Here is a 25,153-nt window from a genome sequence, read left to right on the forward strand (position 1 = left end):
ACCCGTCCATCCTAATTTTGGAGTGCAAAGATACGGTAAATCCTTGTAAAGCCATAAGTTGGCTAAAGAATATTTGCCTAAAGGGAAGGTTTTGGGTTATCTTGTGCCTGAAATCTATTTGGCCCCGTAGCTAAGCTAACTAGGCAGGGTTCAATAAATGGTACTTAAAGAGTAAGCGTTTCCTAAACGCTGGATTAGCTTTAACCTTCGAAAGGGAGGTTTTTGTAAATATGGCCCCGTACCCACCGAAGGTAGGCAGGGTTCAATGGATATCTACCTTCGGTAGACAGGGAACAAGCGTTTCCTAAACGCTAGATCTAGGTTCCCTGCCTGCCGGCAGGCAGGGATTCATAGCGAGGCTACAAATGATATATTATGTTTACTGTTTATGCTTTAAAAAGTGAAAAGGATGGTAGAATATACGTCGGGTTTACGCAGGATTTATCTAGAAGATTAAAAGAGCATAATTCTGGTAAAACTCGGTCAACAAAGGGCTGGCTTCCATGGAGAGTGATCTATACGTATGAAGTTGATAATAGAGAAGAGGCAAGAGCGAGAGAAATTTATTTGAAATCGGGTATAGGTAAGGAGTTTTTGAAATCTTTGAAGTAATATAGTTTCTTCGGAATCTTTGCAGACAAGGAGGATATAATATGGCCCCGTAGTTCAATGGATAGAACAAGCGTTTCCTAAACGCTAGATCTAGGTTCGATTCTTAGCGGGGCTACTTTTTCAATACTCAAACCGATTCGCTTCAAACCCCTTCGTATCCGTCTTCACCAAAAACACATCTCCACTTTTGGGGAATTCATTCAACTGTTCAGAGCTCATATTTTCCTGAGCTGTGGTGATCAGAAGCACATCTAGATTTTCTCCCCCAAAACAACAGGAAGTAATGTGAGGAACCGGCAATTCTATTTTTTCGATTAATTCTCCATTGTTTGGATCCCAGCAGTATACACCTGAACCTCCATAATGTGCCACCCAAAGCATTCCTTCTTGGTCTATACACATGCCATCAGGCATTCCCATTTCTTTGGGGATCGCCACAGCAATCCGCCTAAATTCGATTTTCCCGGTTTCCAGATCAAATGAATATTCTTTTATCTCTCGGGTAGGTGTGTCGATAAAGTAAAAAGTCTGATTATCTTCAGTCCAGGCCATTCCATTGGAAATGGTCAACTGATCCAGTTGCATTGCTGGACTTAGATCCTTACCCACTTTATATAAACTTCCTGAGCCTTGTGTGAACTTTGTACTAAGTGTTCCAATCCAAAGCCGCCCTTTTGCATCGCATTTTCCATCATTGAAGCGATTGAGTGGGAGCTCTGTTTCTACTTCTGCCAGCCATTCTAGTTTTTCGGTGTCCAAATCATATGATGCGATTTTACGATCCAGTGCTAGGATCAACTCATTTTCCTTCCCTGTCAAAACTAAGGTTAGCCTATGGGTAAATGATTTTATCGATGTGCTTCCAGAAGCCAACCGGTGCTCAAATAATTTACCGTTTTCTATATCTACCCAGAAAAAACTTTGGCGTGTTGCATGCCAAAATGGACTTTCTCCAAGAAAGCATTGGGCCGGAATGTGTATGTAACTGTGCAAGATTTGTTAAAATTAAAATGTTGAGTTGTAAGGTGGTAAAGTTACAATGAGGTTTTAAAACCTTGGAGGTTTCAAAAGTTCTTAAGAAGGCCGTAAATCGTATTTCTAAAATCTTAAATCACTGATGCCAATATTGAGAAATTTTCTTTTTCAAGAAAGACACACTCCGCTGAAGTTGATCCATGCCGTCCACTCCATCTTCTATACTGATCCAATTGTCAAATCCCACGCGCTTCAATTCAGTGAAAATCGCATCGTAATCATTCAATCCTTTGCCAACTTCCCCATGACTAAGCCGGGCGGCATAGCCAGTCACGCCACTTTCCTCCTTCTTCAAATCTTCAATAGTGCCATATTTCAAAAACCGGTCACTTGCATGCATGGTGACCACACGCTCCGACATTTCATACAATAAATCCAGCGGATCCTCGCCAGCCAAAAATGCATTGCTAGGATCGTAGTTAACTCCGAAACTTGGATCTTTGATGCTATTGACGAGCTTGGTGAATAATTCTCTTTTCTGAGCAAATTCAGGGTATTCCCAAAAGTCATCTTTATAATGATTCTCCAGGATTAAGGTGATTCCAAGGGATTTGGCATAGGGAAGACAGGCTTGAATGGATTCGGAGGCAAATTTGATTCCCTCATCTACGGAAAGCTCGGGTCGATATTGTCCTGACAGAACTCTGCAATATTTCCCCCCAAGTTCGTCTGTCATCTCTATCCATCGCTTCTGTTTCCGGATTTCTTTTTCCCGAAATGCCTTGTCGGGATGTGTGAAATCCGGTGAACAGCACATCATGGGAATGACCATTCCCTTATCTTCGACCATCCTTCGGAAGAGACGCCAGTTTTCTTCTTTTTCCATTTCCAGAAAACCTGCATACCATTCCAATCCATCAATTTCCAGTGCTGCGGAAAGTTCTATCCATTCCGACAGTTTCATGCTTCCATCTTTGCAAAGTGCCTGCATGAAAGCTTTGGGAAAGGCTGCTATTTTCGGCATTTCATTAAGTATTAGGTGGTTGGGATTACTTATGAGGAATTGTACTTGGGTCTTTTGGAATGTTTCTACCGATCATAGGGAATTGCTCCAGATCAACAACCTGACCGCTAATCGGGCCACTTTCATCCGAAAGCCAATAAATCGTTGCTGCAGCGATTTCTTCTGGCCAAATAATTCTCCCTGCTGGAGCGTAGAGTTTGGATAAATCCTTGTACCAAGTGTCGGAAAGTCCATGTTCTTTTTTGCGCTCAATTTCCTTTTCAGTGAGTACCCAGCCAGGATTTATCTGATTGACACGCACACCATTTTCGCGGAAAAGAGAATCTCCAAGATTTCTGGTCATGGTCATTAAGGCTCCCTTGGAAATACTGTAGGCTAACAGATTGTGTTCCCCGCTCCATGCATTGATCGAACCGATATTCAAAACAGCTCCACGACTTTCAATCAAATAAGGAAGAGCGTCTTTTATCAGGAATAATGGAGCCATGGTATTTACTTCCAATAAGCGAGATAAGAATACCTTATCAGTAGTCAAAATAGTCGATGCAGCAACTATTGCAGCATTATTGACAATAGAGTCAATTCGCCCCCAAGAATCAATTGCAAAATCAACCAGTCGTTGAGTAGCACCTTCCTTGGAAATGTCTTCTATATACAGTCTTGCATTCTCTGAACCTAATTCGCTTACGACTTTACTTCCCAAGTCTTCTTCCAAACCATGGATAATCACTTTGGCTCCTTCGGTTACAGCCCGTGCAGCAATGGCTTTGCCTATTCCCATTGTGCTTCCTGTGACGATAATAACTTTGTCTTTCAATCGCATATCAAACGGGTTTTAGTACACTCTTCACAACTTCCCCACTATGCATTTTTTCAAATGCCTCATGCCATTCTGTAATCGGCCAGATGCCTCCGATTATGGGTTTTACATTTAACGTTCCGCTAGCAAGCAAGCCGATTACTTTTTCCCAGATCGGCCAGTTGTGACTGAAACTTCCTTGTAGCCGTACATTTTTTTGCACCAAAGGATCAATAGAGAAATTGCATGGGGTTGGGCCCCAGCCAACTTTGGTGATTTGTCCATTGGGGCGAACCAGATCCATGGCAATTTTCAATGTAGCACTAATTCCTGCTGCATCGATAATCAGATCTGCTCCAAGTCCATCAGTTTTTCTTGCCCATGCTGAAGCATCGTTAATAAGAGGAGTAACTCCATAGCTTTTGGCTATTTTCAGCCTTCCCCGGTCTTTTTCTAGCCCTAAGATGACAACCTCTCCACCACAAATTTTGGCTACTGCAGCACAAAGAATACCGATGGTTCCCGGGCCGATTACTATTACCCGATCTCCGGGCTTGATATGGGAGTTGACTGCGACGGCGTTGTAAGCAACAGAGCAGGGCTCGGTCAGGCAGGCTTCTTCAAATGAAAGCCCATCAGGGACGCGGTGCAAACATCTGGCAGGAACTCTCACAAATCTGGTCATGGCTCCATTCACCCCGTAGCCAAATCCTTTTCTGGTAGGATCCAGATTGTATAAGCCAATTTTGCTCATGGGGTTTTGAGGATCGATCACAGCGGCGGTTTCACTGACTACCCGATCACCTACTTTCCAGCCCGTCACTCGATCCCCAACTGTCGCTATTTTCCCTCCGAATTCATGCCCCAAGACCACCGGATAATTAACGGGCCAGCTGTGATCAGATGTCCACTGATGCAGATCGCTTCCGCAAACTCCCACATTTTCTACTTCCAACAGAATGTCCTCATCTCCGATTTCCGGAACGGAGATTTCTCTGATTTCTACCGAGCCTTTGGCTTCTGAAAAATTAACTACGGCAGCTGATTTACCTGATATTGACATGAAATAATGGGTTTAAGAATTGCTGATTGATTGAGAATGTATGGCTGCGCAAATTTTCCTAAGAGAGGCTTCGAGGTCGCCATCGGCAGTTTTGAAAGCGTCCGCGTCAATAGTCAATGGCGCGCCAAGTACCACAAGTGGCGCTCCATATTGCGGACATTGAATAGCTTGTTCTAATGAAAGTCCACCCACGGCCTGAACTGGAATTTTTACGGCATTCACCACTTCCCGCAATTGATCCAGCGGACTTGGCATTCGATGGCCGGCTGCGGCGATTCCCCGCCGCTCATCGTAACCGATATGATGGATCACATAGTCACAGCCCAAATCCTCTAAAAATCTAGCTCCCTCGATCATATCTGGGCAACCTAAGTTATCTCCCATGACCTTCACTCCATAATCTTTCCCAGCCTGCACCACGCATTTGATGGTTTCTTCATGCGCTCTAGCCATTACCACCACGTGGGTTGCCCCGGCTTTTGCCATCATTTCGGCTTCCAGATAGCCACCATCCATGGTCTTTAAGTCCGCTACAATTGGAATTCCGGGGAAAGCTTCCCGCAGTTTTCTGACTCCATGAAGTCCTTCCGCGAGAATCAGGGGAGTACCTGCTTCCAGCCAGTCTACCCCTGCCCGCATCGCTAAAGCAGCTGTTTCCAGGGCTTCATCAATGTCAGTAAGGTCTAAAGAGATTTGTACTATAGGTTTCATTTTGGGTTGGGTTAAAAGTAGGTCAATGAAAAATGAGTAGCGTACTAAGATTTTTAAGATAAGGAAAATTGAAAAAGATACTTTCCTGCTTTGAGCTATATGGAGTGTTTTATTCTGAAAAATCTAAAAATATTCTTCGCTGTAATAAGCCTAAAGAATTATAGGTGATTGGTCAGCTCTAGTTTTCTTTCAAAAAAGCTCCCCGAAACTTAATTGTACAGTAAAAAAATATGATTCAGGGGGATTTTTTTCTTTTAGTCTTTGTATCTTATATAGGAATTTTCAGACTTAGAGATGGGAAACTTTTAGGATGACCAGGAATGGGGATTGGCTGATAAAAGGATTGATTTTGAATTGATAATTTTGCCGCTGTTCTAGCATTTTGTCCTGCACTTAAGAATAGGGGTAAACTTGTAATTATAGCAGCAACTCCTGTCCACGCCAAAACACTAATAAGAGTATGGTTGCGTGATTCATAATAATAATCATCATACTGATCAGGGAGAACAAGAGCAGTTATTATTAGGGCAGTACCAGTACCACTCAAAATCAAGCCTACCTTGTATTGAGTATCACTTTTCTTCATCAAACTAGCAGGAGTGATATCCAACTTTTTTGTCTGACCTACTGTCTGAAAGATAATTCCACTTAGAAAAATTGCTATTAGTATCTTTTTCATCGGGATGTTGAATAAAGTGGAATGGATATTTTTAATGCGGGATAGGTTGGGTTACTGGTTCCACGCTGATGGATCACTCTTGCTGTATTTAAGTCCAGGCTTAATTTCCCTGCCTTTCGCGCTTTAGAGGCCGAACTAATTATAATTGGAATTCCAACAATTGCAGATACTGATCCTGCTAGAAAGACAAAACCGCCTGTATCTAAGCCATAGCCGTACCAATTTGATGAAGTAGCTATCAGAAGCCCCAATGCCGCAGCTGCTGCGCCTGCACTAATCATAATTATTCCTGTTTTCTTTTGGTTTTCGCTTTGACGCAGGTACTCTTCAATTAGAGATTTTTGATTTTCATTTTGAGCAAAAATCTCTGAAAAAGTAAAGATCAATAGCGCTAGAACAATGACGGGTTTTATCATAAAAAGTAGTTAAAATTGAGGAAAGGATATAATTAAAAACGCTAAATAAAGATACTTAATATTTAGATAATGTGGTACTAAAAAAGGCTTCAATTTTACAATTGTTTTTTCTCGTAATTGCCTAATTTATTGGGAGTTAAGATGCGATTTTAGTAATATCGTTCTGGTTCAATCACTTATCCTTTTTCCAGAGAGAAGTGAGATATAGAAAAAGTAATCAAGGACTTTAAAATCATTTATAAACTAAAGCCAGGCTTTCTTTAGGAATTTCAGCCAGTTGCCATGCATAACTTTCGTGATGTCCTTTTCGGTAAACCCTCTTTTTCGAAGTAATTCTGGGATAGTATTAAGATCTGAGATCGTTTTGAGTTCAGCAGGACACTGCTCGGTTCCAAAAGCTCCATCTAAATCTGATCCTATTCCTATGTGGTTGGAATTTCCGGCGATCTGGCAAATATGCTCCATGTGATCAAGAACCGTTTCCAAGGTCACATTTCGTTCTTGTGGAGTGGATTTTCCTCTTTCCCAACCAGGGCTTAGCATCCAAGCATCCATTGCGCCACCAATCACTGCGTCGCGATCAATCAGCGCTTTGATCATTTCATCCGAAAATTGTCTGTTGTGATTGACTAGAGCCCGGCAATTATTATGACTTGCCCAGACGGGACCTTTGTAAATCTCTAGTGCATCCCAAAAAGCCAAATCACACAAGTGGGTAACATCCAGAATAATTCCCAGCTCATCCATTTTACGGATCAGTGCTTTACCCTGTGCATTGAGGGGAGCAGAAGCATCTGTGCCATGTGCATATCTTCCTGGCCCATAGTGGGCTGGGCCAAGAGCACGAAGTCCATTTTCATAGGCTTTTTCCAAGTAATCAATCTTCACAATGGAGTCTGCTCCCTCAAGAGAAAGTATAAAACCCACAGGCTTACTGGCATTATCCTCCCCATTTTCCCATAAAGCCACATGTGCTTCCAGTTCCTTGAGATTTCTGATTTGAGCCATTTCCCCTTTATCCACCATCGCCTGATACCAAGCGAGCTGACCTTGGGTTTGTGCCCATGCCTGCTCTGGAGAATGCCATCCCGGAAGGGAGTTTCCCGGAGCTACATAGCGGGCAATCTGTGTGGCGACGACCAACCCAATATTTCCTTCTCTAAGTGCTGGAAGAGAAACCACCGCATTTCCACGGTCTGGCTTATCAGTCAATCCCTCTTCTCGGGCATTGATTTCTGAAACAGCAAGCGTTAGATCACGATTCCATTCCAGTGAATTCATACTCAGATCAAGGTGGGCGTCAATTGTAAACATGGTCTAAAAGCTTTGAATAATGAAAACAGTCGGGATTTTATGAAGATCGAGTGGGAGTTCTTTCCATTCTTGAGCAGTTTTAGTCAGGATCATTTCGTCAGAACCTGTTATATTTTTTGCGATGCAAAGCTTGGTCTGTGGCGAAAGTACACGCAGTAAATCCTCCAGCAATTGATTGTTGCGAAAAGGAGTTTCCATAAAGATTTGAGCTCTTCTTTCACGGAGAGACTCGGCTTCCAGCTTTTTGATTGCAGTAGATTTGTCTTTTTTGTCAATGGGCAGATAGCCATGAAAGGCAAAGGACTGACCTGAAAATCCAGAACCCATCAAAGCCATGAACATAGAGCTTGGTCCTGAAAGCGGTACAACCTGGATCCCTTTTTTATGTGCATGCTCCACTGCCAGCGCGCCAGGATCTGCAATACCGGGACAACCAGCTTCTGAGATTATCCCGATGTCAGCGCCATTGATAAGGGGTTGCATCAGTCTGTTTATGAACTCTGGAGAAGTGCCTTTGTCCAGAATTTCCATATGGACATGGTCTAGGTTTACTCCTAGTTTGAGGCTGCTGATGTAGCGACGGGCAGTCCGCATATTTTCCACCAGATAGACTTTGGTGTTTGTGATTACCTCTTTTACCTGTGGTGTGATGACAGCATCTTGTGTATTGTCTGCCAATACATTGGGAATGAGGAAGAGTTTTCCTTTGGGCATTTTAGGTTGGTTGTTTAAAAAAGGAACGAAAAATTAGGGTAAATAAGGCTAGAAGATGACAGAAACTTTTTTTAATATGTATATCCTCTTTTCTACCAGTAAAGGGACTAAATCAATATAGGCTTTGGTTAACAATAGCATTGAGGCCACTTCGGTCACCCGTCTTCGGTCATCCGACCGGGTGAGCAAAGAAATTTTGGCTACTGGCATCATTGTGGATAACCATATTTTTTAATGAATAAACACTTATTCCATGCCTATTTCAAAAACTTTCTAATTTCCTCTACCACAGCTTCTGGTTGCTCGGCATGAAGCCAGTGTCCGGCATCTGCGATAAATTCTACTTTATTGTCAGGGAAAAACGCATCAATATCCTCTAGATCGGATTGCTGAATGTAGCTTGAATTTGATCCAGCCAGGAATAGCGTGGGTCCGGAGTAACTTTTCCCGTCCGGAAGCGCTTTGCCCACTTCGTTGATATTTTCAGTGATCACCGGAAGATTGATTTTCCACATAAATCCATCTGTATCTCTACCCAGGCTTTTGAGTAAAAATTGGCGGACCCCTATTTCAGGAATATAGTTAGCTAGCTCCTCGTCGGCCTCCTTTCGGGACTGGAGTTCATTCAAATCCAGTGCATTCAATCCTTCTAAGATAGACTGATGATGGATTGCATAAAAGCGAGGTGCAATATCAGCAACGATCAATCTTTCAACCATTTTAGGATATTTAAGCGCGAAGTTCATCGCGGTTTTGCCTCCCATAGAATGCCCCATCACAAATGCTTTTTCAAGGCCTTCACTATCCATCAGCTCTTTCAAATCCTCAACCATCACCTCATAATTCCATTCATCTGACTGTGGGGAATCACCATGGTTTCGTTGATCGACTAGGTAAAGTGTAAAATTATCCTTGAGGTCTTTAGAGATGGTAAACCAATTATCTGCCGAACCGAAAAGACCGTGAAGAATGATTAATGGCTTTCCTGAGCCTATTTTTTTGAAGTTTAATTTCATTTTGAATTACGATATGCGAAATACGATTTACAAGATTCTTTGAACCTATAACCTTCATTCCTGTTCTCTAACAATTTTTTAATTTCAAATCTTCAGTTATTGCCCCAGCTTCCTTCTATACATCTGAATAGTATTCTCTAAGCCATAATAAAGTGCATCACAAATCAATGCGTGACCGATGGAAACTTCGTCCAAGTAAGGTATACTTTGTTTAAGGAAAGCGAGGTTCTGCAAATCCAGGTCGTGGCCGGCATTTAGTCCAAGTCCCAATTCCCTTGCCACTTCTGCAGCTTCTACATAAGGTTTGACTGCAGCATCACGGTCTTTGTGATAAAGGGAGGCGTAAGGCTCGGTATAAAGCTCTACCCGGTCGGTGCCCGTGAGTTTGGCTGGCTCAAAGTACTTGATCTCCGGATTGATGAAAATAGATACTCGTATACCAGATTCATGAAGTTCAGCTACGATATCTTTCAGCATGCCTTGATTTGAAATAGTATCCCAACCGTTATTTGAGGTAATCGCAGTCGGCGGATCGGGCACTAGTGTAGCTTGTGCAGGTTTCACTACACGTACCAGTTCCATAAATCGATGATCAGGATAGCCTTCGATGTTGAATTCAGTCGTGACTACTTTCGCCAGATCAAGTACATCCTGGTAGCGGATGTGGCGCTCATCCGGTCGTGGGTGTACTGTAATTCCCTGTGAGCCAAAGCGCTCTGCATCCAGAGCAACTTTTACTACATTTGGATTATCGGCTCCGCGGGCATTGCGCAGGGTGGCGATCTTGTTAATATTTACGCTTAGCTTGGTCATATCCGAGTCGAAAAAGGTATTTTTGTCTGAATTATTAGAAGTGTAACACAAACTTAGGACTAATGAGTTTAAAGCAGAAAATAGAAAGTGAAATTAAATCAGCAATGATTGCAAGAGACAAAACCCGTTTGGGAGCTTTGAGATCTATCAAATCACTGATTCTTTTAGAAGAAACCAAAAGTGGAGCCAAAGCTGACATCACTGAAGAAGATGAATTAAAGTTACTCACTAAAGCTGCCAAGCAACGTAAGGATTCTGCGGATATCTATGAGCAGCAGTCCCGAACTGATTTATATGAGGTAGAAATGGCAGAGTTGAAAGTACTTCAGGAATTCCTTCCAAAAGCTATGACTGATGAGGAAATTACCGCAGCGATTAAGGATATTATTGCTCAAACCGGAGCTTCAAGTCCAAAAGACATGGGAAAAGTAATGGGCGTGGCCAGTAAGCAATTGGCAGGTAAGGCAGATGGCAAAGTGATTTCTGAAAAAGTAAAAACCATACTGAACAGCTAAGTTGAGCATCATCGACATCATTATCGTTGTAATTCTTGGTCTGGGAGCTTTTGAAGGATTCCGCACTGGTTTCCTTCTAGGTGTCCTAGGCCTTTTTGGATTTGTGATCGCAGTGATCTTAGGACTTTATTTCATGTCTCCAATGAATGAATGGCTGGCCGAAAATGTCACAGAGTTCAATCTGGGTTTTCCGATTTTTGGTTTTATAGTAATTTTTGTTCTTACACTGCTTATTATCAGGATAGTAGGATGGATACTTAAGCAAATCATGGACATGGTACTCCTTGGTCCGCTGGATGCTACGGTCGGGTCGATTTTTGGGGTAGTGAAAGCAGCATTCTTTATTAGTTTATTCTTTTGGCTGGCAAGTCTCTTCAAATTGGAGATGCCTGTAAAATGGACCAAGGATTCTGAAATGCTCTACTTCATTGAGCCTATAGCACCGGGTATTGTAGCGGCAGTAGAGCCCTTTTTCCCGAGTATAGAGGAGAGTTTGGCCAAGTTGGATGAGATCGTTGAGAACATCAAAGATGCTGCTGCTGATAGATAATTTTGATTCCTTTAGTCACATGCTGGCAGATTTGCTTAGACAGACGGGGGAGGAATTGCTTGTTTTACGAAATGATATACCGCTAGAAGAAATCAAAAAGCTTGAGTTTGATGGCTTGGTTTTGTCTCCAGGGCCCGGTATTCCTAGCGAGGCAGGAAATCTAACCACTATCCTAGCTCACTATCACAATCAGGTGCCGATTTTAGGAGTTTGTCTTGGTCATCAGGCAATAGGTGAATTTTTTGGAGCAAAATTGAAGAAGAATACTATTCCTACGCATGGGAAAGTGCATCAAATCAGAAAGGTGAATGTGCATTCCATGACATCTTTATTGCCTGATCACTTTTATGTAACCCGATACCATTCTTTGCAATTGCATGATTTGCCAAAGGAACTAGAAGTGATTTTGGAAACTGAGTCAGGGGAGGTAATGGGAATTGTGCATAGAAGTTTACCAATCTTTGGGATCCAGTATCATCCGGAAGCACACTTGACGGAGTACGGATTGGACCTGGTGAAGGGTTGGGTGGAAAGCATAAAAGTTAGGAGTTCGAAGGTCGAAGTATGACAGCTCTCTGGTTGTAGTTGGATAATTTCACTAGTAGCTGATGTTGAATACCACTTTTGAGAAGCTCTTAAAAAATCACTTATTCAACTCCTGCGAAATTCTTACCTTTGTCATTGATTATGAAATCGAGCATGTCGTAAACGACACACAGAGAGTTGTTTATTCATCGTGCGAGATTCCATCTGACAATTGAAAAACAATTAATAACAGATGAAAAAGAAGCCATTCACAGTTGTCTATGAAGACAATCACCTTTTGATAGTAAATAAAGCTGCAGGCATATTGGTGCAGGGAGATAAGACTGGGGATAAGACGTTGACCGACTACCTCAAGGAATATATTGCTAAGAAATACGACAAACCGGGTGCAGTTTTTCTTCACCCTATTCATAGATTGGATAGACCGGTAAGTGGATTGGTGGCTTTTGCCCGCACTTCCAAAGGGCTGGAGCGCATGATGGAGCTTTTCCGCAAAAGAGAAATTCATAAAGTGTATTGGGCACTTGTCAAGCGAAAGCCAAAAGAAGAATCCGGGAAATTGACCCATTACCTAGTCAAAGACGAGCAGAAAAATGTAGTGACGGCCCATGACCGTGAAGTTCCAGGGTCGCAAAAGGCAGAGTTGAATTACAAGACTTTGGGTTTTATGAATGATCATTGGCTGATCGAAGTTCGACCTGTTTCGGGTCGTCCACATCAGATCCGTGTACAATTGGCATCTATGGGTTGCCCTATTCGTGGAGATATTAAGTATGGCTTTGCAAAGCCAAATCCAGATGCCAGCATCAACCTACATGCGTTTAACTTGGTCTTCGTTCACCCAATCAAAAAGGAGAAGCTTTACCTAAGAGCTGCTGTACCTGAGGAGGAATTCTGGGAGCAATTCCTAGAATATGAAAGTATCAAGACTAAAGACCAGCACTTGAATAATTCATTTAGCGGGTAAACATTCAAGACCTTTGGGATTTCATTAATCTCAAAGGTTTTTTTTAAACCACAAAGTGCACAGAGGGCTTTACAGAGTTGGCACGGAGGTTTTGATGTTACTATGTCTTTTCATCATAGGACTGGGTAAATCTAAAAGTTGGCCTACTTCGACCCACCCGACCTGACGGGGTCATCCTGTCTTTAATGACTCTTGATTCTTGCAGACAATAGTAAAAATCGTTTTGAGAATTGTTTAACTTTTGGGCATGAAATATATCGTCCTCTTATTAATCATATCATTATTTGCTGCATGCTCAAGTGAGCAAAATCCAAAAACCATCTATATCGTCCGTCATGCTGAAAAGCTGTTGACCGGAGATGATCCTGAGCTTTCTGTAGCGGGAAAAGCCCGTGCGGTGAAACTCTCTCAGATCCTTGGTGACAAGGAGATCAAGCATATTTTTAGTACTGATTACCGAAGGACAAGATTAACTGCCGAGCGCACCGCAAAAGAAGCAGGCATAGCCATAGAAGTATATGATCCGAAAAACCATGATGAGCTAGTGGATCAGCTGCGGAGTTTGGAAGGGAATATCCTTGTGGTAGGCCACAGCAATACCGTTGGCCAATTGGCTAATTATTTTGTGGGAGAGGGTGAAAAATATACTGATCTCGAAGATTCGGGATACAACTATATCTACATTGTCACACTTGAAAAAGACGGGACTTCTTCTGTGGCGCGGAAAATGTATAAGGATTATTGATATGAGGAAGTCTATGTGATTCTATCCACGATTCACACTTTGCTTTCCTGATTTTTTCCTTACCTTAAATCGGTATTTTAATTTCTATGAATCGCCCAGAAAACCTCAAACAACTACAGGACAATACTAAAATTTGGGACATCGCCGTCATCGGCGGCGGATCCTCTGGCCTCGGAGTGGCATTGGATGCGATATCCAGGGGACTTTCAGTTGTTCTTTTCGAAAAAGCTGATTTTGCCAAAGGCACATCCAGCAGAAGTACCAAGTTAGTCCATGGAGGGGTGAGGTATCTTGCCCAGGGTGATGTAGGATTAGTGTTCGAGGCGCTTAAGGAACGAGGAAAACTTCTGCAAAATGCACCTCATTTGGCCCATAACCAGCCTTTTATAATTCCAATTTATACCTGGAAAGACCGCATGATGTACAGTGTTGGTCTGAAAGTGTACGACTGGATGTCTGGTCGACTGAGTCTGGGAAAATCACAGTTTATTTCGAAAGAAGAGACCCTCAAGCGACTTCCGGGTCTGAAATCTGAAGGGCTCTATGGTGGCGTAGTCTATCATGATGGGCAGTTTGACGATGCACGATTGGCACTAAATCTCGCTCAATCAGCAGATGAAGCTGGTACCTGCGTATTGAATTATGTCAGCGTGGATAATTTGGAAAAAAATGATGCTGGCAAAATCACCGGATTACACGTTTCTGATAAGTTATCCAGGAAAAAGTATCAAGTGAATGCCAAAATGGTGGTGAATGCAACAGGGGTTTTTGCCGATAAAATTCTGAAAATGGATAATCCTGAAGCTTCGAAAATGATTCAGCCTAGCCAAGGAATTCATTTGGTTTTGGATCTTGATTTTTTGGGTGGAAAAGACGCGTTGATGATCCCAAAAACCAGAGATGGGAGAGTTCTTTTTGCAGTTCCCTGGCATGGGAAACTCGTAGTTGGGACTACGGACACACTCCGGGAAAAGCCAAAACTTGAACCTGAAGCGCTACAAAAAGAGATTGATTTTGTACTTGAAACTGCCGCTAGTTATTTGGCAAGAAAGCCAACGAGAGCAGATGTGAAATCTGTTTTTGCAGGTCTCAGACCCCTTGCCAGACCCAAGGAAGGCAGTACTAAAACTAAAGAGATTTCACGTTCCCACAAAGTGATTTTATCTGAAAGTGGCTTAGTCACATTGACTGGAGGCAAGTGGACTACATTCCGGAAAATGGGAGAAGACACAGTAGAGTACTTTACGAAAGTCACTGGAGAGAAGCTCAAGGAAAGTAAGTCACTGGATATGAAAATCCATGGAGCCACCAATCGGATTCCTGACGGACATTGGGGGATTTATGGATTTGATGCCCAACCTATTCAAGACTTGACAAATGAGAACAAAGCCTGGGAAGCAAAACTGCATCCTGATTTTCCCAATATAGAAGCCGAGGTGATTTGGGCGGTACGGGAAGAGATGGCGGTGAAGGTGGAAGATGTATTGGCGAGAAGGATCCGCATACTTTTCCTAAATGCTCAGGCTGCCATAGATGCAGCACCCATAGTTGCCAAGTTGATGGCTGAAGAAATGGGGAAAGATGAAAAATGGATAGCATCAGAATTGGCTGATTTTAATAAGACAGCTTCGAAGTATTTGATAACAAAATAACCCAACATGAGCCAAAATAAACCCTATTTAATGGCTCTGGATCAAGGCACGACCAGTTCCAGAGCTATTCTTTTTGACAAAAAGGGCAAAATCGTTTCGGTAGCCCAAAAGGATTTTAAGCAGCATTTCCCTAAGCCTGGATGGGTGGAGCATGATCCCAATGAAATATGGACTTCCCAATCTTCAGTGATGATCGAATCTCTGGTCAACAAAAGTATTCGCGCAAACCAGATAGCCGGGATCGGAATCACCAATCAGCGGGAGACGACCATCGTCTGGGATAGGAAAACAGGTGAAGCGATTTATAATGCAATCGTTTGGCAGGATCGGAGAACTGCTGAGTATTGCAACGAGATCAAGGATCAGGGACATGCAGAATTGGTAGCCTCGAAGACAGGGTTGATTGTAGATGCCTATTTTTCTGCTACTAAAATCAGATGGATTCTTGAGCATGTAGAAGGGGCCAGAGCACGCGCAGAAGCTGGTGAACTTGCTTTTGGGACGGTGGATTCTTGGTTGGTTTGGAAGCTGACGGCAGGCAAAACCCATATTACTGACATTACAAACGCCAGCCGTACCATGCTTTTCAATATCCATTCCCAGGAATGGGATAAGGAATTATTGGATTTATTTGAGATTCCTGATTCACTTTTGCCAGAAGTGAAATCATGCAGTGAGATATATTGCGAAACTGCCGGAGATGTGCTTAGCGTGAAAATTCCAATCGCAGGTATTGCAGGAGATCAGCAAGCGGCACTTTTTGGCCAGCTTTGCACCAAACCGGGAATGGCTAAAACTACCTATGGTACCGGGTGCTTTTTAGTGATGAATACGGGCAAGGAGGCAGTGAGATCAGCTAATAAATTGCTCACTACTATCGCTTGGAAGATAGGTGATGAAATTAATTATGCCTTGGAAGGATCTGTCTTCATTGGTGGTGCTGCAATTCAATGGTTACGGGATGGTCTAGAACTTTTCAAGCATGCACGCGAAAGTGAGCGCTTGGCTGAAAGCATTGAAAGTAATGACGGAGTATATTTTGTGCCTGCACTTTCTGGATTAGGTGCTCCTCACTGGGATCAAAATGCACGAGGGGCTTTTTTTGGAATTACTCGCGGAACTACCAAGGCTCATATGGCTAGGGCTGCATTGGAAGCGATTGCTTATCAAGTTCACGATGTGTTAAAGGCCATGGAAAAAGACAGTGGGAAACCTGCCCAAGAGCTTCGGGTAGACGGCGGAGCTACTGCCAACAGCTTTCTGATGCAGTTTCAGGCAGATTTGTTGGATTGTGAAATCAAACGACCGGAAATTATAGAAACTACCGCAATTGGTGCAGCGTTTTTGGCAGGTTTAGCCGTAGGGTTTTGGAAAGACCAGGAAGAGATTAATTCGCTTTGGAATGCAGATAGAAGCTTTACTCCTAGAATGGAAAAAGGAGAACGAGAAAAATTGATACACTTTTGGCAGAAAGCGGTAGAACGTTCTAAAAACTGGGTAGAATAATGAACGTATATCTAGCAGAATTAATAGGGACAGGGCTATTGTTACTATTGGGCTCAGGAGTTGTTGCCAACATGCTTTTACCAAAGACTAAAGGAAATGGTGGCGGAATCATGGAGATCAGTACGGCTTGGGCATTGGGAGTTTTTGTAGGAGTAGTTGTCGCTGGGCCATATAGTGGGGCACATTTAAATCCTGCGGTCACGATTGGATTAGCCTTGACTGGCCAATTCGAATGGGCAATGGCTCCAGGGTATATTATTGCGCAGGTATTGGGAGCGATGATCGGTGTAGGGATAGCCTGGTTAATCTATAAGGATCACTATGATGCTTCGGAAGATGCGGGAGCTAAAGCTGCCCCTTTCGGCACTTCGCCAGCGATAAGAAATCTCCCCTTAAACTTCTTCTCGGAAGTAATTGGTACGTTTGTTTTGGTTTTAGTCATTCTGTACAATGATGGAGTAGAAATAGGGGACGGCAATAAAACGCCTATTGGCATGGGGTCTTTGGGAGCAATTCCAGTTGCATTTCTGGTTTGGGTGATAGGCTTATCGCTTGGTGGTACCACCGGCTATGCAATAAATCCAGCCCGTGATTTTGGGCCAAGGCTGATGCATCAGATTTTGCCTATAAAAGAAAAGGGAAGTTCGGATTGGGGATATGCTTTGGTTCCCATATTGGGACCATGCGTAGGCGCGGCTTTGGCGGCAGGATTGTTTTTGGTGGCAGGGTCGTAAGGAAGTTTGAGAGCCTAGCTTTGGGTTTTAGAATTGACTGGAAAGTCAGTATATTGAAATCGAGCATGAAGAAGAACGTCACACGGAGGGATGATTATCAACCATGCGAGATTTTCCCGAATCGATCCCGATAACTATCGGGACGGGACAAGCTATGTGGCCAAATAAAATCAAATTATGAAAACATGAAAAAGGCATTGCATAAAATAAGCGCTATGAATATCGAGCAAAAAAAAATAGAATTGATCCACTGGATCACGGAGTTGGAGAATGAAGAATTGTTGCAAAGCATTGATGAGTTGAAATCAAAAACTCTTTCGAAGGAAGATGAAGTATTGTTGAAAATTCTTAAGATGTCCAATGAATCGAAAACTTTAATTCCTCACACTTCAGTGCGCGAATTATTGAATCGAAAATGAATCCTATTCCGATTAATTGGTCGAATGAAGCACTACAATCATTGACTGATTGTGTGGATTTTTTAGAAAAAGCGTGGAATGAAAAGATTATCGATGATTTTCTGAGATTATTGGATGAAAAAGTTTATCTGATCAGTTTAAACCCGAGAATTGGAGAGAAAGTATTTTATACAGATTTCAGAAAAGCGCTTGTTCATAAAAATGTTTCAATTTATTACAAAGAGAGTTATCAAGAAATAAAAATTCTTTTGGTATGGGATAATCGTCAGAATCCTGAGAATCTCTATAAAAAGCTAGCGTCAATATGAGGTCTTTGTTTTAGTAAGTTTGGTGATCGTAATCACTAAAAATATGTCTATTTGGTGATTACGATCACCAAATAGACATCAAAAAGCCTGAAATCTCTACAGATCGCAGGCTTTTTGATGTTGTTGAAGAAGGGGTTATTTCAAAATCTCTCTTGCAATTACCATCTTTTGTATCTCTGACGTTCCTTCGCCTATAGTACACAGCTTGGAGTCACGATAGAATTTTTCCACCGGATAATCTTTGGTAAAACCATAGCCACCAAAAATCTGCACCGCATCATTGGAAACGGAAACAGCGACTTCTGAAGAAAAATACTTAGCCTGAGCTCCTGCCAAGGTGACTTTTTCTCCTCGGTTTTTGAGATCTGCAGCTTTAAATATCAATAGGCTAGAAGCCTCTACCTGCGTGGCCATATCTGCCAATTTGAAGGAAATTCCTTGAAATGAACTGATCGGCTTGTTGAATTGATGCCTTTCTTTTGAATATTCTACGGAAGCTTCCAAAGCACCTTCAGCAATTCCTTGACCAAGCGCGGCAATAGAAATCCTACCGCCATCCAACACCTTCATAGATTGGATAAAGCCATTGCCAACCTCTCCTATTACTTGACTCTCATGAATTTTGCAATCCGTGAAGATCATCTCTGCGGTTTCGGAAGCGCGCATACCCAATTTATCCTCTTTTCTTCCGCCTTCAAAGCCAGGAGTACCGCGTTCCACAATGAATGCCGTCATTCCATGCGAATCCCCTATTTCTCCTGTACGTGCGATAACTACCGCCACATCTCCTGAGACACCATGAGTGATGAAATTCTTTGCTCCGTTGATGATCCAGCGGTCGCCTTCTTTTGTTGCGACGGTGCGCATATTGCCGGAATCAGAACCTGTGTTGGGCTCGGTTAATCCCCAAGCGCCAAGCCATTCGCAGGTAGCTAATTTGGGAAGGTATTTTTGCTTTTGTTCCTCGGAGCCAAAAGCCATTATATGACCTGAACAAAGGGAGTTATGGGCAGCCATAGAAAGTCCAACTGAAGGGTCAAGCTTAGAAAGTTCCACAATCGCAGTAACATATTCTAGATATCCGAAACCAGAGCCTCCATACTCGGTAGGGATCAAAACGCCCATCAATCCGAGTTCGCCGAGTTTCTTAAATAATTCATGGGGGAAAAATTGCCTTTCATCCCAGTCCTTGCGGAAAGGAGTGATCTCCTTGGCTCCAAAATCACGAATCATCTGAGCGATCATTCGTTGGTTTTCATTTTGGTTAAAATCTAGCATTTGTGTCTTATTTGGGTTTATTTTCTTCTATAAGAACCCTAAGATTCAGAAATAGTTTCGATTCAGCAAATCGTAAAAAATCATATTATATTTTTATTTTAACCATTTCTCAATCAAATAAGTCGGTGTTTTGAAAAGTGAGCTTTGTATTCTAGCTTTCAATACATCTTTTCCCACTTTTAATTGCCTCTTCCGGGAGAAAGATTTTTTGATTTATTTCCCATCAAATCAACTATTTATGCATTCTTTCTGCCGTTTCGCACTCCCTTTTTATCTACGCAAATTCTATTTGTCCAAACAACTTTAGAACTGTTCGATAATCTTAGACTCGAATGGTTGGTGTGATTAATTGATTGGGATAAGGGAACCTTTAAGACTGATTTTTTTCTTATTGAAGAAATATTTTTTATGCCGGAAATCATTGACCTCTCACAGGAAATATACGAGGGTATGCCTATGCACCACAGCATGGCTCCTGTCAAAATCAGTGTTCACGCCACGCATGAGCAATGGGCAAAGGAAATAAATCCACAAACCCATACCCCAAGTGCACTTAAGCTCGGGATGAGTGAGCATACAGGTACTCATGTCGATGGACTCAATCACATGGGAAAAGAATTTGCTACGCAGACAATAGATCAAATGCCGCTTTCCATGTTTTATACGGAGGGTATTTGTCTTGATTTAACCCATAAGGGATTGCGGGAATTAATTACCGTGGAGGATATTCTGCAGGCAATTCAAATCGCTGAATTATCCATTCTTCACGGAGATACTGTTTTACTTTGCACAGATCATTATCGGAAATATTTCGGCACAGATAACTGGGACAAAGGCCCTGGACTCACTGTCGAAGCTACCCGCTGGCTCGGTGAGCAGGGAGTTTCCGCCTTTGGAGTAGAGACAATGTCTCCCGGAATTCCCAGGCTTACCAACCAAGAAGTGCATCAAATCTGTGGAGAGATGGGGTTTACCCATTACGAAAATTTAATCAACCTCCATCTTTTGATCGATAGAGGTAGATTTAGATTTATAGGGCTTCCTCTGAAGATCAGAGGCGGAACCGGCTCTCCGGTACGGGCAGTGGCTGTGTTTGAATAATGTTTAGATAGCTCAAATGGAGGATTACCAGTTAATCGGACCTTTTCCTAAGTACTTCTCTGCAATCGGCAGGTAATACTCTTTCACATCATCCAAATCATAGATTTTTGGAGACTTGGTGTATAGATCGTATTGATTGAAGTCCAAAATCCATTCTTTGTATTGTGCATCTTGTGGAGCTTCAAACTGAGAATAACTACCTCCATTGTGCCAAGGATAAAAAGAATGATAGCGGACCATCACCATTCCTGCTTCAGGGATTGTGTTTTCTTTGTGGTTTTGCAATACTTGGTAAAAGTACTCATCGTGTCCCCAAGCCAATTGCAGGTTGTCAAGACCACAGCCCTTTTCATAAATTCCCATTTCGGTATTGTAGCGGGGATCTTTCATGTCCGGGTTTAGCTCGTTGAACTCAGGGTAAACGCAGGTATCAGGCAATTTCGCGCCAACTACGAATACATCTCCCACAAGTCCCCATTGCTCTGCCTGACTTGTGCCGTCTTCATCACTTCCAAATAAATACATGACTTTGCCGAGGTCATGAATCAAACCTACCAGCTGCATCCAATCAGGACGATTGTCATGTCGCAAAGCCTCCGCCGACTGGATCAAGTGCTGCACATTGGGCAAATCAAGATCTGGATCGCTTACATCGATCAGTGCATTGAGCTTCTCCATAGCATCCCAAAGATTCATCGGCTTGTCAAATTTGAGATACTTGGATTTCATCCGTTGGACATAATCATAGGTCTGATACATCCGCATTTTTCTATAATGTTCACGCACCGCGACTTTCACATCGGCGTGGTCATAATTCCTGAATTCCTTTTCTGTAGTTTCCATAGTATTAAGCGATTGTGCCTAAAATTACATAAATAATTACTGTGATTGCAATCAAAATCCAACCCAGCGTTTTGGCATGTTTCCAGGGAATAATGTTCAACTTGCCTGAATCTGCCATCACAAATGGGACGGTGACCGGATATTTTGCCGATACCAGATGCATTACGATCAGATTGAGGATAAATTCTATGCCCCAGATATGAACGAAATGAATATTGACTTGAAGTATCAAATCCATTAGAATATAAAATCCCAGTCCAAATACCAGCCCTGCTTTAGCTCCTGCTGAAGATACTTTAGGGAAAAAGAACCCTGCAATAATTACTGTTGCCATAGGGATAAAGAAGATTCCGTTGAGCTGCTGCAAAAGTTGATAAAGTCCGGCCGGTGCATTGGCTACAAAGGGCGCAACTAGTATAGAGACTACCGCCAAAATCGCTGAAACCCACTTTCCAATTCGTACAAGCTGTCCTTCTTTTGCAGCTTTGTTGATATAGACTTTGAAAATATCTAAACTGAAAATAGTAGCTGCGCTGTTCAAAGCACTATTGAAGGTGCTCAAAATAGCACCCATAATTACTGCTACAAAAAATCCCGTCATCCAAGGAGGAAGTACACGCTTGACCAGCTCTGGATAAACGCTGTCCTGTGAATCAAAAAGTGTATCTCCGAAGTAGTAAAAACCAATAATTCCCGGCAATACAATTACCAGCGGGATCAGGATTTTTAGAATCCCGGTGAACAACAAGCCTTTTTGGGCTTCTTTCAAACTCACTGCTCCCAAAGCACGCTGGACGATAGATTGATGCATGGTCCAGAAATACAGTTGATTGATGATAAGGCCGGTGAACAATACTTCAAAAGGCAGAATGGAATCTCTGGACCCTGGGCCAATTGAAGGCTCCTTACTGATCACATTAAATTTTTCCGGAGCATTATTAAACACCTTGGTAAGCCCCTCAATTATACTTCCCTCTCCAATATCCCAAAGCGCAAAAACAGGAACCAACAATCCCGCGATAAGCAACCCAAAACCATTAATCGTATCTGTGTAAGCCACCATTTTCAGTCCTCCAAAAATTGCGTAAACTGCACCGATGACACCCACCACGACAACAGTGAGCCAAATTCCTTCTGTTTGGGTAATTCCCAGCGTTTCCGAAATCCCAAAAATAGATTCAATATTTATCGCACCTGTGTAGAGTACGATTGGCAACAGTGTCACAACAAAAGATATAATCAACAGGAGGGAAATCAGGGCCTGTGTCATTTTATCAAATCTTTTCTCCAAAAACTCGGGAATGGTAGTCAATCCCATTCTCAAGTACTTTGGGATAAAATACAGCGCACCGATCACTAATGCAATCGCTGAGGTAACCTCCCAGGCGATGATAATTGCCCCGTTTTTATAGGCTGATCCATTCATTCCCACAAGATGTTCGGTAGAAATATTGGTAAGCAACATAGATCCGGCAATGACCACTCCGGTCAAGCTTCGTCCTCCTAAGAAATAACCGTCTTGGGTTGTCAGGTTTTGCTTGCGTAGCATCCAGGTGGAATAGATGGCTACAAAGCCTGTGAAAGCTAAGAAACTGAAAAGTGTAAGCAATTATTTGGGGCTAAGTGGGTTTATCAAAATTGTATTCTGGAAAAATAGGGAATAAGAGTTATTGTGGCAAAAAAAGATTAGCCTTTCAGTAGTATTGTTCTATGAGAGATGATTTGGGGGAAATATATACTCCTAAAATTTCCTTACTTTCCCTTCTGGATTCAAGTTACAGAATTCAATAGAACTGCTAACCATTTTTGTTATGAAAACCATTTCTTTAGGATTACTCAGTTTTGTGATCTCAATTTTCAGCTTTGCCCAAGACATCACCGGTCAGTGGCATGGTGCTCTGAAAGTTCAGAGTGTCCAGCTTCGACTGGTATTCAATGTGAAGAAAACTGAAAGTGGCTATAGCTCGACAATGGACAGTCCAGACCAAGGTGCATTTGGTATTCCTTCGACTTCGACCAGCTTTGAAAATGGCACCTTAAAAATAGCCATCACCAATGCGAATATAAATTACGAGGGAACGTTGGGAGATGACGGAGTAATTATCGGGGTTTTCAATCAGGCAGGGCAATCTTTTCCAATGAATTTGTCGAGAGAGGAGATTGAAAAAACAGTTTCCAAAAGACCTCAGGAACCTAAAAAACCTTTTCCTTATCGTTCTGAAGATGTGATTTTTGAGAATAAACAAGCAGAAATTTTACTGGCAGGTACGCTGACTTTACCTGAAGGAACAGGCACATTTCCGGCAGTGGTACTTATCTCGGGAAGTGGACCACAAAACCGCGATGAAGAATTGATGGGCCATAAACCATTTCTGGTTTTGTCTGATCATCTAACTAGAAATGGCATTGCTGTTTTACGCTTTGATGATCGGGGAACAGCGGCTTCTACAGGAACTTTCGGTACAGCTACCTCAGTGGATTTTGCCACAGATGTAGCTTCGGCTGTTCAGTATTTGCAGTCTCGATCGGAGATAGACAAAAGCAAAATCGGACTTATCGGACACAGTGAAGGAGGTATTGTCGCGCCGATGGTAGCAGGGAATTCAGATGATATCGACTTTATCGTGTTGCTCGCAGGAACAGGGATTCGAGGAGATAAACTACTTCTTGCCCAGCAAGCACTTATCGGAGAAGTATCGGGAATGAGCCCCAATCAGCTTGCAGAAAATGAGATGATCAGTAAGAAAACTTTTGAAATCATGATGAAAGACCAGGGTGATGAAGAGAGGAAAGGTGAGATTAGAAACTATATGACTCAGGTTTTTAGGAATATTCCAACTGAAAATATCCCAGGGGGAATGAGCGAAGAAGAGTTTGTTACTGCACAAGTAAATCAGCTCACCAGCCCTTGGATGCAGTATTTTATCAAGTACGATCCTGCTCCTGCATTGGAAAAAGTAAGCTGTCCTGTATTGGCGATCAATGGAGAGAAAGATCTGCAAGTTCCTCCAAAAGTGAATCTGGAAGCAATAAAAACAGGCTTGGAAAAAGGAGGAAATACAAATGTGACTACGCTGGAATTACCCGGATTAAATCACCTATTTCAAGAAGCACAAACAGGCGCTCCAAGTGAGTACGCCACGATAGAGCAGACTTTCTCTCCAAAGGCGCTAGAAGTTGTGACGAGTTGGATCAAAGAGCAGGTGGATTAGGGCTTACCTATGTGAGTTGAGGACATTAAGAATATTTCATCTCAAAATTCAAAATTTAGCTGCTTCAGCGCTACTTCCTCAGCTGTAAAAGGAATGGTAGCAATCGTATCAAATTTATGGATTCGTTTAGTATGTGGACGTCTCAAAAGTGTAACTTCCCTAACTTCAAAAGATGCTTTTATTTCATGGTTTTGCCAATCAGCCCATGCTAGGGCATGTTGCTCTGGAGTCATTTCTCGGGCGATTGAGATATGAGGAGTTTTATGAAATTGCGGTCGATATAACAGAGGCTTAGCAGACTGACTGAGTTCTGTAATAATTTGGACGAGGTGATTTTTGTTGGCGACATCGATAAATACAGTCTTCTCAAATTGTCCAATTCCGTTTAATTGTACGGTAAATGGCTCCATGCTTTTTCCAAAACGGTTAAGATTTTCGATGAGTTGGGATTCTTGATGATTTGATTGTAGGCAGTTCATAATGCTAATGTGAGGTTTGAAAATGTCTGCCATTGTGCAACCGTATTTTTTAGTAAAATACTCTTTGTACTGCATGATCAATTCACAGATTTCTTTGTTTGGTGAGATAATCAAGAAATATTCGTAGAGAGGGAGTTTCATGGTTTTATAATTAAGTTGTTT

Annotated in this window: 28 protein-coding genes and 1 tRNA gene; 14 read left to right on the forward strand and 15 right to left on the reverse strand. The window is 42.3% G+C overall.

What is annotated here, in order from left to right; translation table 11 throughout:
* Positions 1-375: 375 nt before the first annotated feature.
* Positions 376-612, forward strand: a complete 237-nt coding sequence (locus SYJ56_RS06265; RefSeq protein WP_323832782.1) for a GIY-YIG nuclease family protein — start codon at positions 376-378, stop codon at positions 610-612.
* 43 nt (positions 613-655) lie between these two features.
* Positions 656-727, forward strand: a tRNA-Arg gene (locus SYJ56_RS06270).
* 5 nt (positions 728-732) lie between these two features.
* On the opposite strand, the gene SYJ56_RS06275 is transcribed toward SYJ56_RS06270, so the two are convergent.
* The 11 genes from SYJ56_RS06275 to SYJ56_RS06325 all read right to left on the reverse strand — a co-directional run bounded on the left by SYJ56_RS06275 (position 733) and on the right by SYJ56_RS06325 (position 10,136).
* Positions 733-1,605 (reverse strand): SMP-30/gluconolactonase/LRE family protein, encoded by an 873-nt coding sequence (locus tag SYJ56_RS06275; protein WP_323832783.1) that lies wholly within the window; start codon positions 1,603-1,605, stop codon positions 733-735.
* Positions 1,606-1,723: 118 nt separating this feature from the next.
* The gene (locus tag SYJ56_RS06280) at positions 1,724-2,611 is read right to left on the reverse strand and encodes a sugar phosphate isomerase/epimerase family protein (protein WP_323832784.1); all 888 of its coding nucleotides are present in this window, start codon (positions 2,609-2,611) and stop codon (positions 1,724-1,726) included.
* A gap of 25 nt (positions 2,612-2,636) precedes the next feature.
* Positions 2,637-3,434: an SDR family oxidoreductase gene (locus tag SYJ56_RS06285; RefSeq protein ID WP_323832785.1), complete on the reverse strand. Its 798-nt coding sequence runs from the start codon at positions 3,432-3,434 to the stop codon at positions 2,637-2,639.
* A 1-nt stretch (position 3,435) separates the two neighbouring features.
* A complete protein-coding gene (locus SYJ56_RS06290; RefSeq protein ID WP_323832786.1) occupies positions 3,436-4,473 on the reverse strand; it encodes a zinc-binding dehydrogenase in 1,038 nt (345 codons plus the stop codon).
* Positions 4,474-4,485: 12 nt separating this feature from the next.
* Entirely contained in the window at positions 4,486-5,184 is a 699-nt protein-coding gene (locus tag SYJ56_RS06295; RefSeq protein WP_323832787.1) for an orotidine 5'-phosphate decarboxylase / HUMPS family protein, read from the reverse strand.
* A gap of 268 nt (positions 5,185-5,452) precedes the next feature.
* On the reverse strand, positions 5,453-5,863 hold the full coding sequence (locus tag SYJ56_RS06300; RefSeq protein WP_323832788.1) for a hypothetical protein: 411 nt from the start codon (positions 5,861-5,863) through the stop codon (positions 5,453-5,455).
* Complete coding sequence (locus SYJ56_RS06305) at positions 5,860-6,279, reverse strand: hypothetical protein (protein ID WP_323832789.1); 420 nt, start codon at positions 6,277-6,279, stop codon at positions 5,860-5,862. Before SYJ56_RS06305 ends, SYJ56_RS06300 begins: the two co-directional genes overlap by 4 nt.
* A gap of 243 nt (positions 6,280-6,522) precedes the next feature.
* Entirely contained in the window at positions 6,523-7,593 is a 1,071-nt protein-coding gene (locus SYJ56_RS06310) for a dipeptidase (protein WP_323832790.1), read from the reverse strand.
* 3 nt (positions 7,594-7,596) lie between these two features.
* Entirely contained in the window at positions 7,597-8,307 is a 711-nt protein-coding gene (locus tag SYJ56_RS06315; RefSeq protein ID WP_323832791.1) for an SAM-dependent methyltransferase, read from the reverse strand.
* 257 nt (positions 8,308-8,564) lie between these two features.
* The gene (locus SYJ56_RS06320) at positions 8,565-9,323 is read right to left on the reverse strand and encodes an alpha/beta fold hydrolase (RefSeq protein ID WP_323832792.1); all 759 of its coding nucleotides are present in this window, start codon (positions 9,321-9,323) and stop codon (positions 8,565-8,567) included.
* 96 nt (positions 9,324-9,419) lie between these two features.
* Entirely contained in the window at positions 9,420-10,136 is a 717-nt protein-coding gene (locus SYJ56_RS06325; protein WP_323832793.1) for a pyridoxine 5'-phosphate synthase, read from the reverse strand.
* A gap of 62 nt (positions 10,137-10,198) precedes the next feature.
* Here SYJ56_RS06325 and SYJ56_RS06330 point away from each other — a divergent pair, with 62 nt between their 5' ends.
* From SYJ56_RS06330 to SYJ56_RS06375, 10 genes are all read left to right on the forward strand, one after another.
* Positions 10,199-10,651 (forward strand): GatB/YqeY domain-containing protein, encoded by a 453-nt coding sequence (locus SYJ56_RS06330; protein WP_323832794.1) that lies wholly within the window; start codon positions 10,199-10,201, stop codon positions 10,649-10,651.
* Position 10,652: 1 nt separating this feature from the next.
* Positions 10,653-11,201, forward strand: coding sequence for a CvpA family protein (locus tag SYJ56_RS06335; RefSeq protein ID WP_323832795.1), 549 nt, complete (start codon positions 10,653-10,655; stop codon positions 11,199-11,201).
* Positions 11,182-11,769, forward strand: coding sequence for an anthranilate synthase component II (locus SYJ56_RS06340; protein WP_323832796.1), 588 nt, complete (start codon positions 11,182-11,184; stop codon positions 11,767-11,769). The genes SYJ56_RS06335 and SYJ56_RS06340 overlap by 20 nt, the downstream gene beginning before the upstream one ends.
* 210 nt (positions 11,770-11,979) lie before the next feature.
* Complete coding sequence (locus SYJ56_RS06345) at positions 11,980-12,714, forward strand: RluA family pseudouridine synthase (protein ID WP_323832797.1); 735 nt, start codon at positions 11,980-11,982, stop codon at positions 12,712-12,714.
* Positions 12,715-12,961: 247 nt separating this feature from the next.
* On the forward strand, positions 12,962-13,459 hold the full coding sequence (locus tag SYJ56_RS06350; RefSeq protein WP_323832798.1) for a SixA phosphatase family protein: 498 nt from the start codon (positions 12,962-12,964) through the stop codon (positions 13,457-13,459).
* A gap of 86 nt (positions 13,460-13,545) precedes the next feature.
* On the forward strand, positions 13,546-15,111 hold the full coding sequence (locus SYJ56_RS06355) for a glycerol-3-phosphate dehydrogenase/oxidase (RefSeq protein WP_323832799.1): 1,566 nt from the start codon (positions 13,546-13,548) through the stop codon (positions 15,109-15,111).
* Between the two features lie 6 nt (positions 15,112-15,117).
* Positions 15,118-16,617, forward strand: coding sequence for a glycerol kinase GlpK (gene glpK / locus SYJ56_RS06360; RefSeq protein ID WP_323832800.1), 1,500 nt, complete (start codon positions 15,118-15,120; stop codon positions 16,615-16,617).
* Positions 16,617-17,351, forward strand: coding sequence for an MIP/aquaporin family protein (locus tag SYJ56_RS06365; protein WP_323832801.1), 735 nt, complete (start codon positions 16,617-16,619; stop codon positions 17,349-17,351). The genes glpK and SYJ56_RS06365 overlap by 1 nt, the downstream gene beginning before the upstream one ends.
* Before the next feature lie 185 nt (positions 17,352-17,536).
* The gene (locus SYJ56_RS06370; protein ID WP_323832802.1) at positions 17,537-17,770 is read left to right on the forward strand and encodes a hypothetical protein; all 234 of its coding nucleotides are present in this window, start codon (positions 17,537-17,539) and stop codon (positions 17,768-17,770) included.
* Positions 17,767-18,078, forward strand: a complete 312-nt coding sequence (locus SYJ56_RS06375) for a type II toxin-antitoxin system RelE/ParE family toxin (RefSeq protein WP_323832803.1) — start codon at positions 17,767-17,769, stop codon at positions 18,076-18,078. Before SYJ56_RS06370 ends, SYJ56_RS06375 begins: the two co-directional genes overlap by 4 nt.
* A gap of 135 nt (positions 18,079-18,213) precedes the next feature.
* Here SYJ56_RS06375 and SYJ56_RS06380 read toward each other — a convergent pair whose 3' ends face one another.
* Positions 18,214-19,356 carry an acyl-CoA dehydrogenase family protein gene (locus SYJ56_RS06380; RefSeq protein ID WP_323832804.1) on the reverse strand — a complete coding sequence of 381 codons (1,143 nt, stop codon included), beginning with the start codon at positions 19,354-19,356 and terminating at the stop codon, positions 18,214-18,216.
* Between the two features lie 408 nt (positions 19,357-19,764).
* Here SYJ56_RS06380 and SYJ56_RS06385 point away from each other — a divergent pair, with 408 nt between their 5' ends.
* On the forward strand, positions 19,765-20,457 hold the full coding sequence (locus SYJ56_RS06385) for a cyclase family protein (RefSeq protein ID WP_323832805.1): 693 nt from the start codon (positions 19,765-19,767) through the stop codon (positions 20,455-20,457).
* A gap of 24 nt (positions 20,458-20,481) precedes the next feature.
* On the opposite strand, the gene SYJ56_RS06390 is transcribed toward SYJ56_RS06385, so the two are convergent.
* Both SYJ56_RS06390 and SYJ56_RS06395 read right to left on the reverse strand, forming a co-directional pair.
* Complete coding sequence (locus SYJ56_RS06390; RefSeq protein ID WP_323832806.1) at positions 20,482-21,300, reverse strand: inositol oxygenase family protein; 819 nt, start codon at positions 21,298-21,300, stop codon at positions 20,482-20,484.
* Between the two features lie 4 nt (positions 21,301-21,304).
* Complete coding sequence (locus tag SYJ56_RS06395) at positions 21,305-22,909, reverse strand: solute:sodium symporter family transporter (protein ID WP_323832807.1); 1,605 nt, start codon at positions 22,907-22,909, stop codon at positions 21,305-21,307.
* Positions 22,910-23,111: 202 nt separating this feature from the next.
* Here SYJ56_RS06395 and SYJ56_RS06400 point away from each other — a divergent pair, with 202 nt between their 5' ends.
* On the forward strand, positions 23,112-24,512 hold the full coding sequence (locus tag SYJ56_RS06400) for an alpha/beta hydrolase family protein (RefSeq protein WP_323832808.1): 1,401 nt from the start codon (positions 23,112-23,114) through the stop codon (positions 24,510-24,512).
* Positions 24,513-24,553: 41 nt separating this feature from the next.
* Here the strand turns inward: SYJ56_RS06400 and SYJ56_RS06405 are convergent, their stop codons facing one another.
* On the reverse strand, positions 24,554-25,132 hold the full coding sequence (locus SYJ56_RS06405) for a 2'-5' RNA ligase family protein (protein ID WP_323832809.1): 579 nt from the start codon (positions 25,130-25,132) through the stop codon (positions 24,554-24,556).
* Between the last annotated feature and the right edge of the window lie 21 nt (positions 25,133-25,153).

Source organism: Algoriphagus aurantiacus, assembly GCF_035156405.1.
GTDB classification, from domain to species: Bacteria; Bacteroidota; Bacteroidia; order Cytophagales; family Cyclobacteriaceae; genus Algoriphagus; species Algoriphagus aurantiacus.

Bases quoted from the DNA above. Each gene is read 5' to 3' on its own strand.
- SYJ56_RS06355 (WP_323832799.1), top strand. From the start codon at position 13,546: ATGAATCGCCCAGAAAACCTCAAACAACTACAGGACAATACTAAAATT.
- SYJ56_RS06405 (WP_323832809.1), bottom strand. From the start codon at position 25,132: ATGAAACTCCCTCTCTACGAATATTTCTTGATTATCTCACCAAACAAA.
- SYJ56_RS06315 (WP_323832791.1), bottom strand. From the start codon at position 8,307: ATGCCCAAAGGAAAACTCTTCCTCATTCCCAATGTATTGGCAGACAAT.
- SYJ56_RS06390 (WP_323832806.1), bottom strand. From the start codon at position 21,300: ATGGAAACTACAGAAAAGGAATTCAGGAATTATGACCACGCCGATGTG.
- SYJ56_RS06350 (WP_323832798.1), top strand. From the start codon at position 12,962: ATGAAATATATCGTCCTCTTATTAATCATATCATTATTTGCTGCATGC.
- SYJ56_RS06370 (WP_323832802.1), top strand. From the start codon at position 17,537: ATGAAAAAGGCATTGCATAAAATAAGCGCTATGAATATCGAGCAAAAA.
- SYJ56_RS06300 (WP_323832788.1), bottom strand. From the start codon at position 5,863: ATGAAAAAGATACTAATAGCAATTTTTCTAAGTGGAATTATCTTTCAG.
- SYJ56_RS06295 (WP_323832787.1), bottom strand. From the start codon at position 5,184: ATGAAACCTATAGTACAAATCTCTTTAGACCTTACTGACATTGATGAA.
- SYJ56_RS06400 (WP_323832808.1), top strand. From the start codon at position 23,112: ATGAAAACCATTTCTTTAGGATTACTCAGTTTTGTGATCTCAATTTTC.
- SYJ56_RS06325 (WP_323832793.1), bottom strand. From the start codon at position 10,136: ATGACCAAGCTAAGCGTAAATATTAACAAGATCGCCACCCTGCGCAAT.
- glpK (WP_323832800.1), top strand. From the start codon at position 15,118: ATGAGCCAAAATAAACCCTATTTAATGGCTCTGGATCAAGGCACGACC.
- SYJ56_RS06330 (WP_323832794.1), top strand. From the start codon at position 10,199: ATGAGTTTAAAGCAGAAAATAGAAAGTGAAATTAAATCAGCAATGATT.
- SYJ56_RS06305 (WP_323832789.1), bottom strand. From the start codon at position 6,279: ATGATAAAACCCGTCATTGTTCTAGCGCTATTGATCTTTACTTTTTCA.
- SYJ56_RS06290 (WP_323832786.1), bottom strand. From the start codon at position 4,473: ATGTCAATATCAGGTAAATCAGCTGCCGTAGTTAATTTTTCAGAAGCC.
- SYJ56_RS06385 (WP_323832805.1), top strand. From the start codon at position 19,765: ATGCCGGAAATCATTGACCTCTCACAGGAAATATACGAGGGTATGCCT.
- SYJ56_RS06280 (WP_323832784.1), bottom strand. From the start codon at position 2,611: ATGCCGAAAATAGCAGCCTTTCCCAAAGCTTTCATGCAGGCACTTTGC.
- SYJ56_RS06340 (WP_323832796.1), top strand. From the start codon at position 11,182: ATGCTGCTGCTGATAGATAATTTTGATTCCTTTAGTCACATGCTGGCA.
- SYJ56_RS06310 (WP_323832790.1), bottom strand. From the start codon at position 7,593: ATGTTTACAATTGACGCCCACCTTGATCTGAGTATGAATTCACTGGAA.
- SYJ56_RS06320 (WP_323832792.1), bottom strand. From the start codon at position 9,323: ATGAAATTAAACTTCAAAAAAATAGGCTCAGGAAAGCCATTAATCATT.
- SYJ56_RS06265 (WP_323832782.1), top strand. From the start codon at position 376: ATGTTTACTGTTTATGCTTTAAAAAGTGAAAAGGATGGTAGAATATAC.
- SYJ56_RS06380 (WP_323832804.1), bottom strand. From the start codon at position 19,356: ATGCTAGATTTTAACCAAAATGAAAACCAACGAATGATCGCTCAGATG.
- SYJ56_RS06345 (WP_323832797.1), top strand. From the start codon at position 11,980: ATGAAAAAGAAGCCATTCACAGTTGTCTATGAAGACAATCACCTTTTG.
- SYJ56_RS06285 (WP_323832785.1), bottom strand. From the start codon at position 3,434: ATGCGATTGAAAGACAAAGTTATTATCGTCACAGGAAGCACAATGGGA.
- SYJ56_RS06375 (WP_323832803.1), top strand. From the start codon at position 17,767: ATGAATCCTATTCCGATTAATTGGTCGAATGAAGCACTACAATCATTG.
- SYJ56_RS06365 (WP_323832801.1), top strand. From the start codon at position 16,617: ATGAACGTATATCTAGCAGAATTAATAGGGACAGGGCTATTGTTACTA.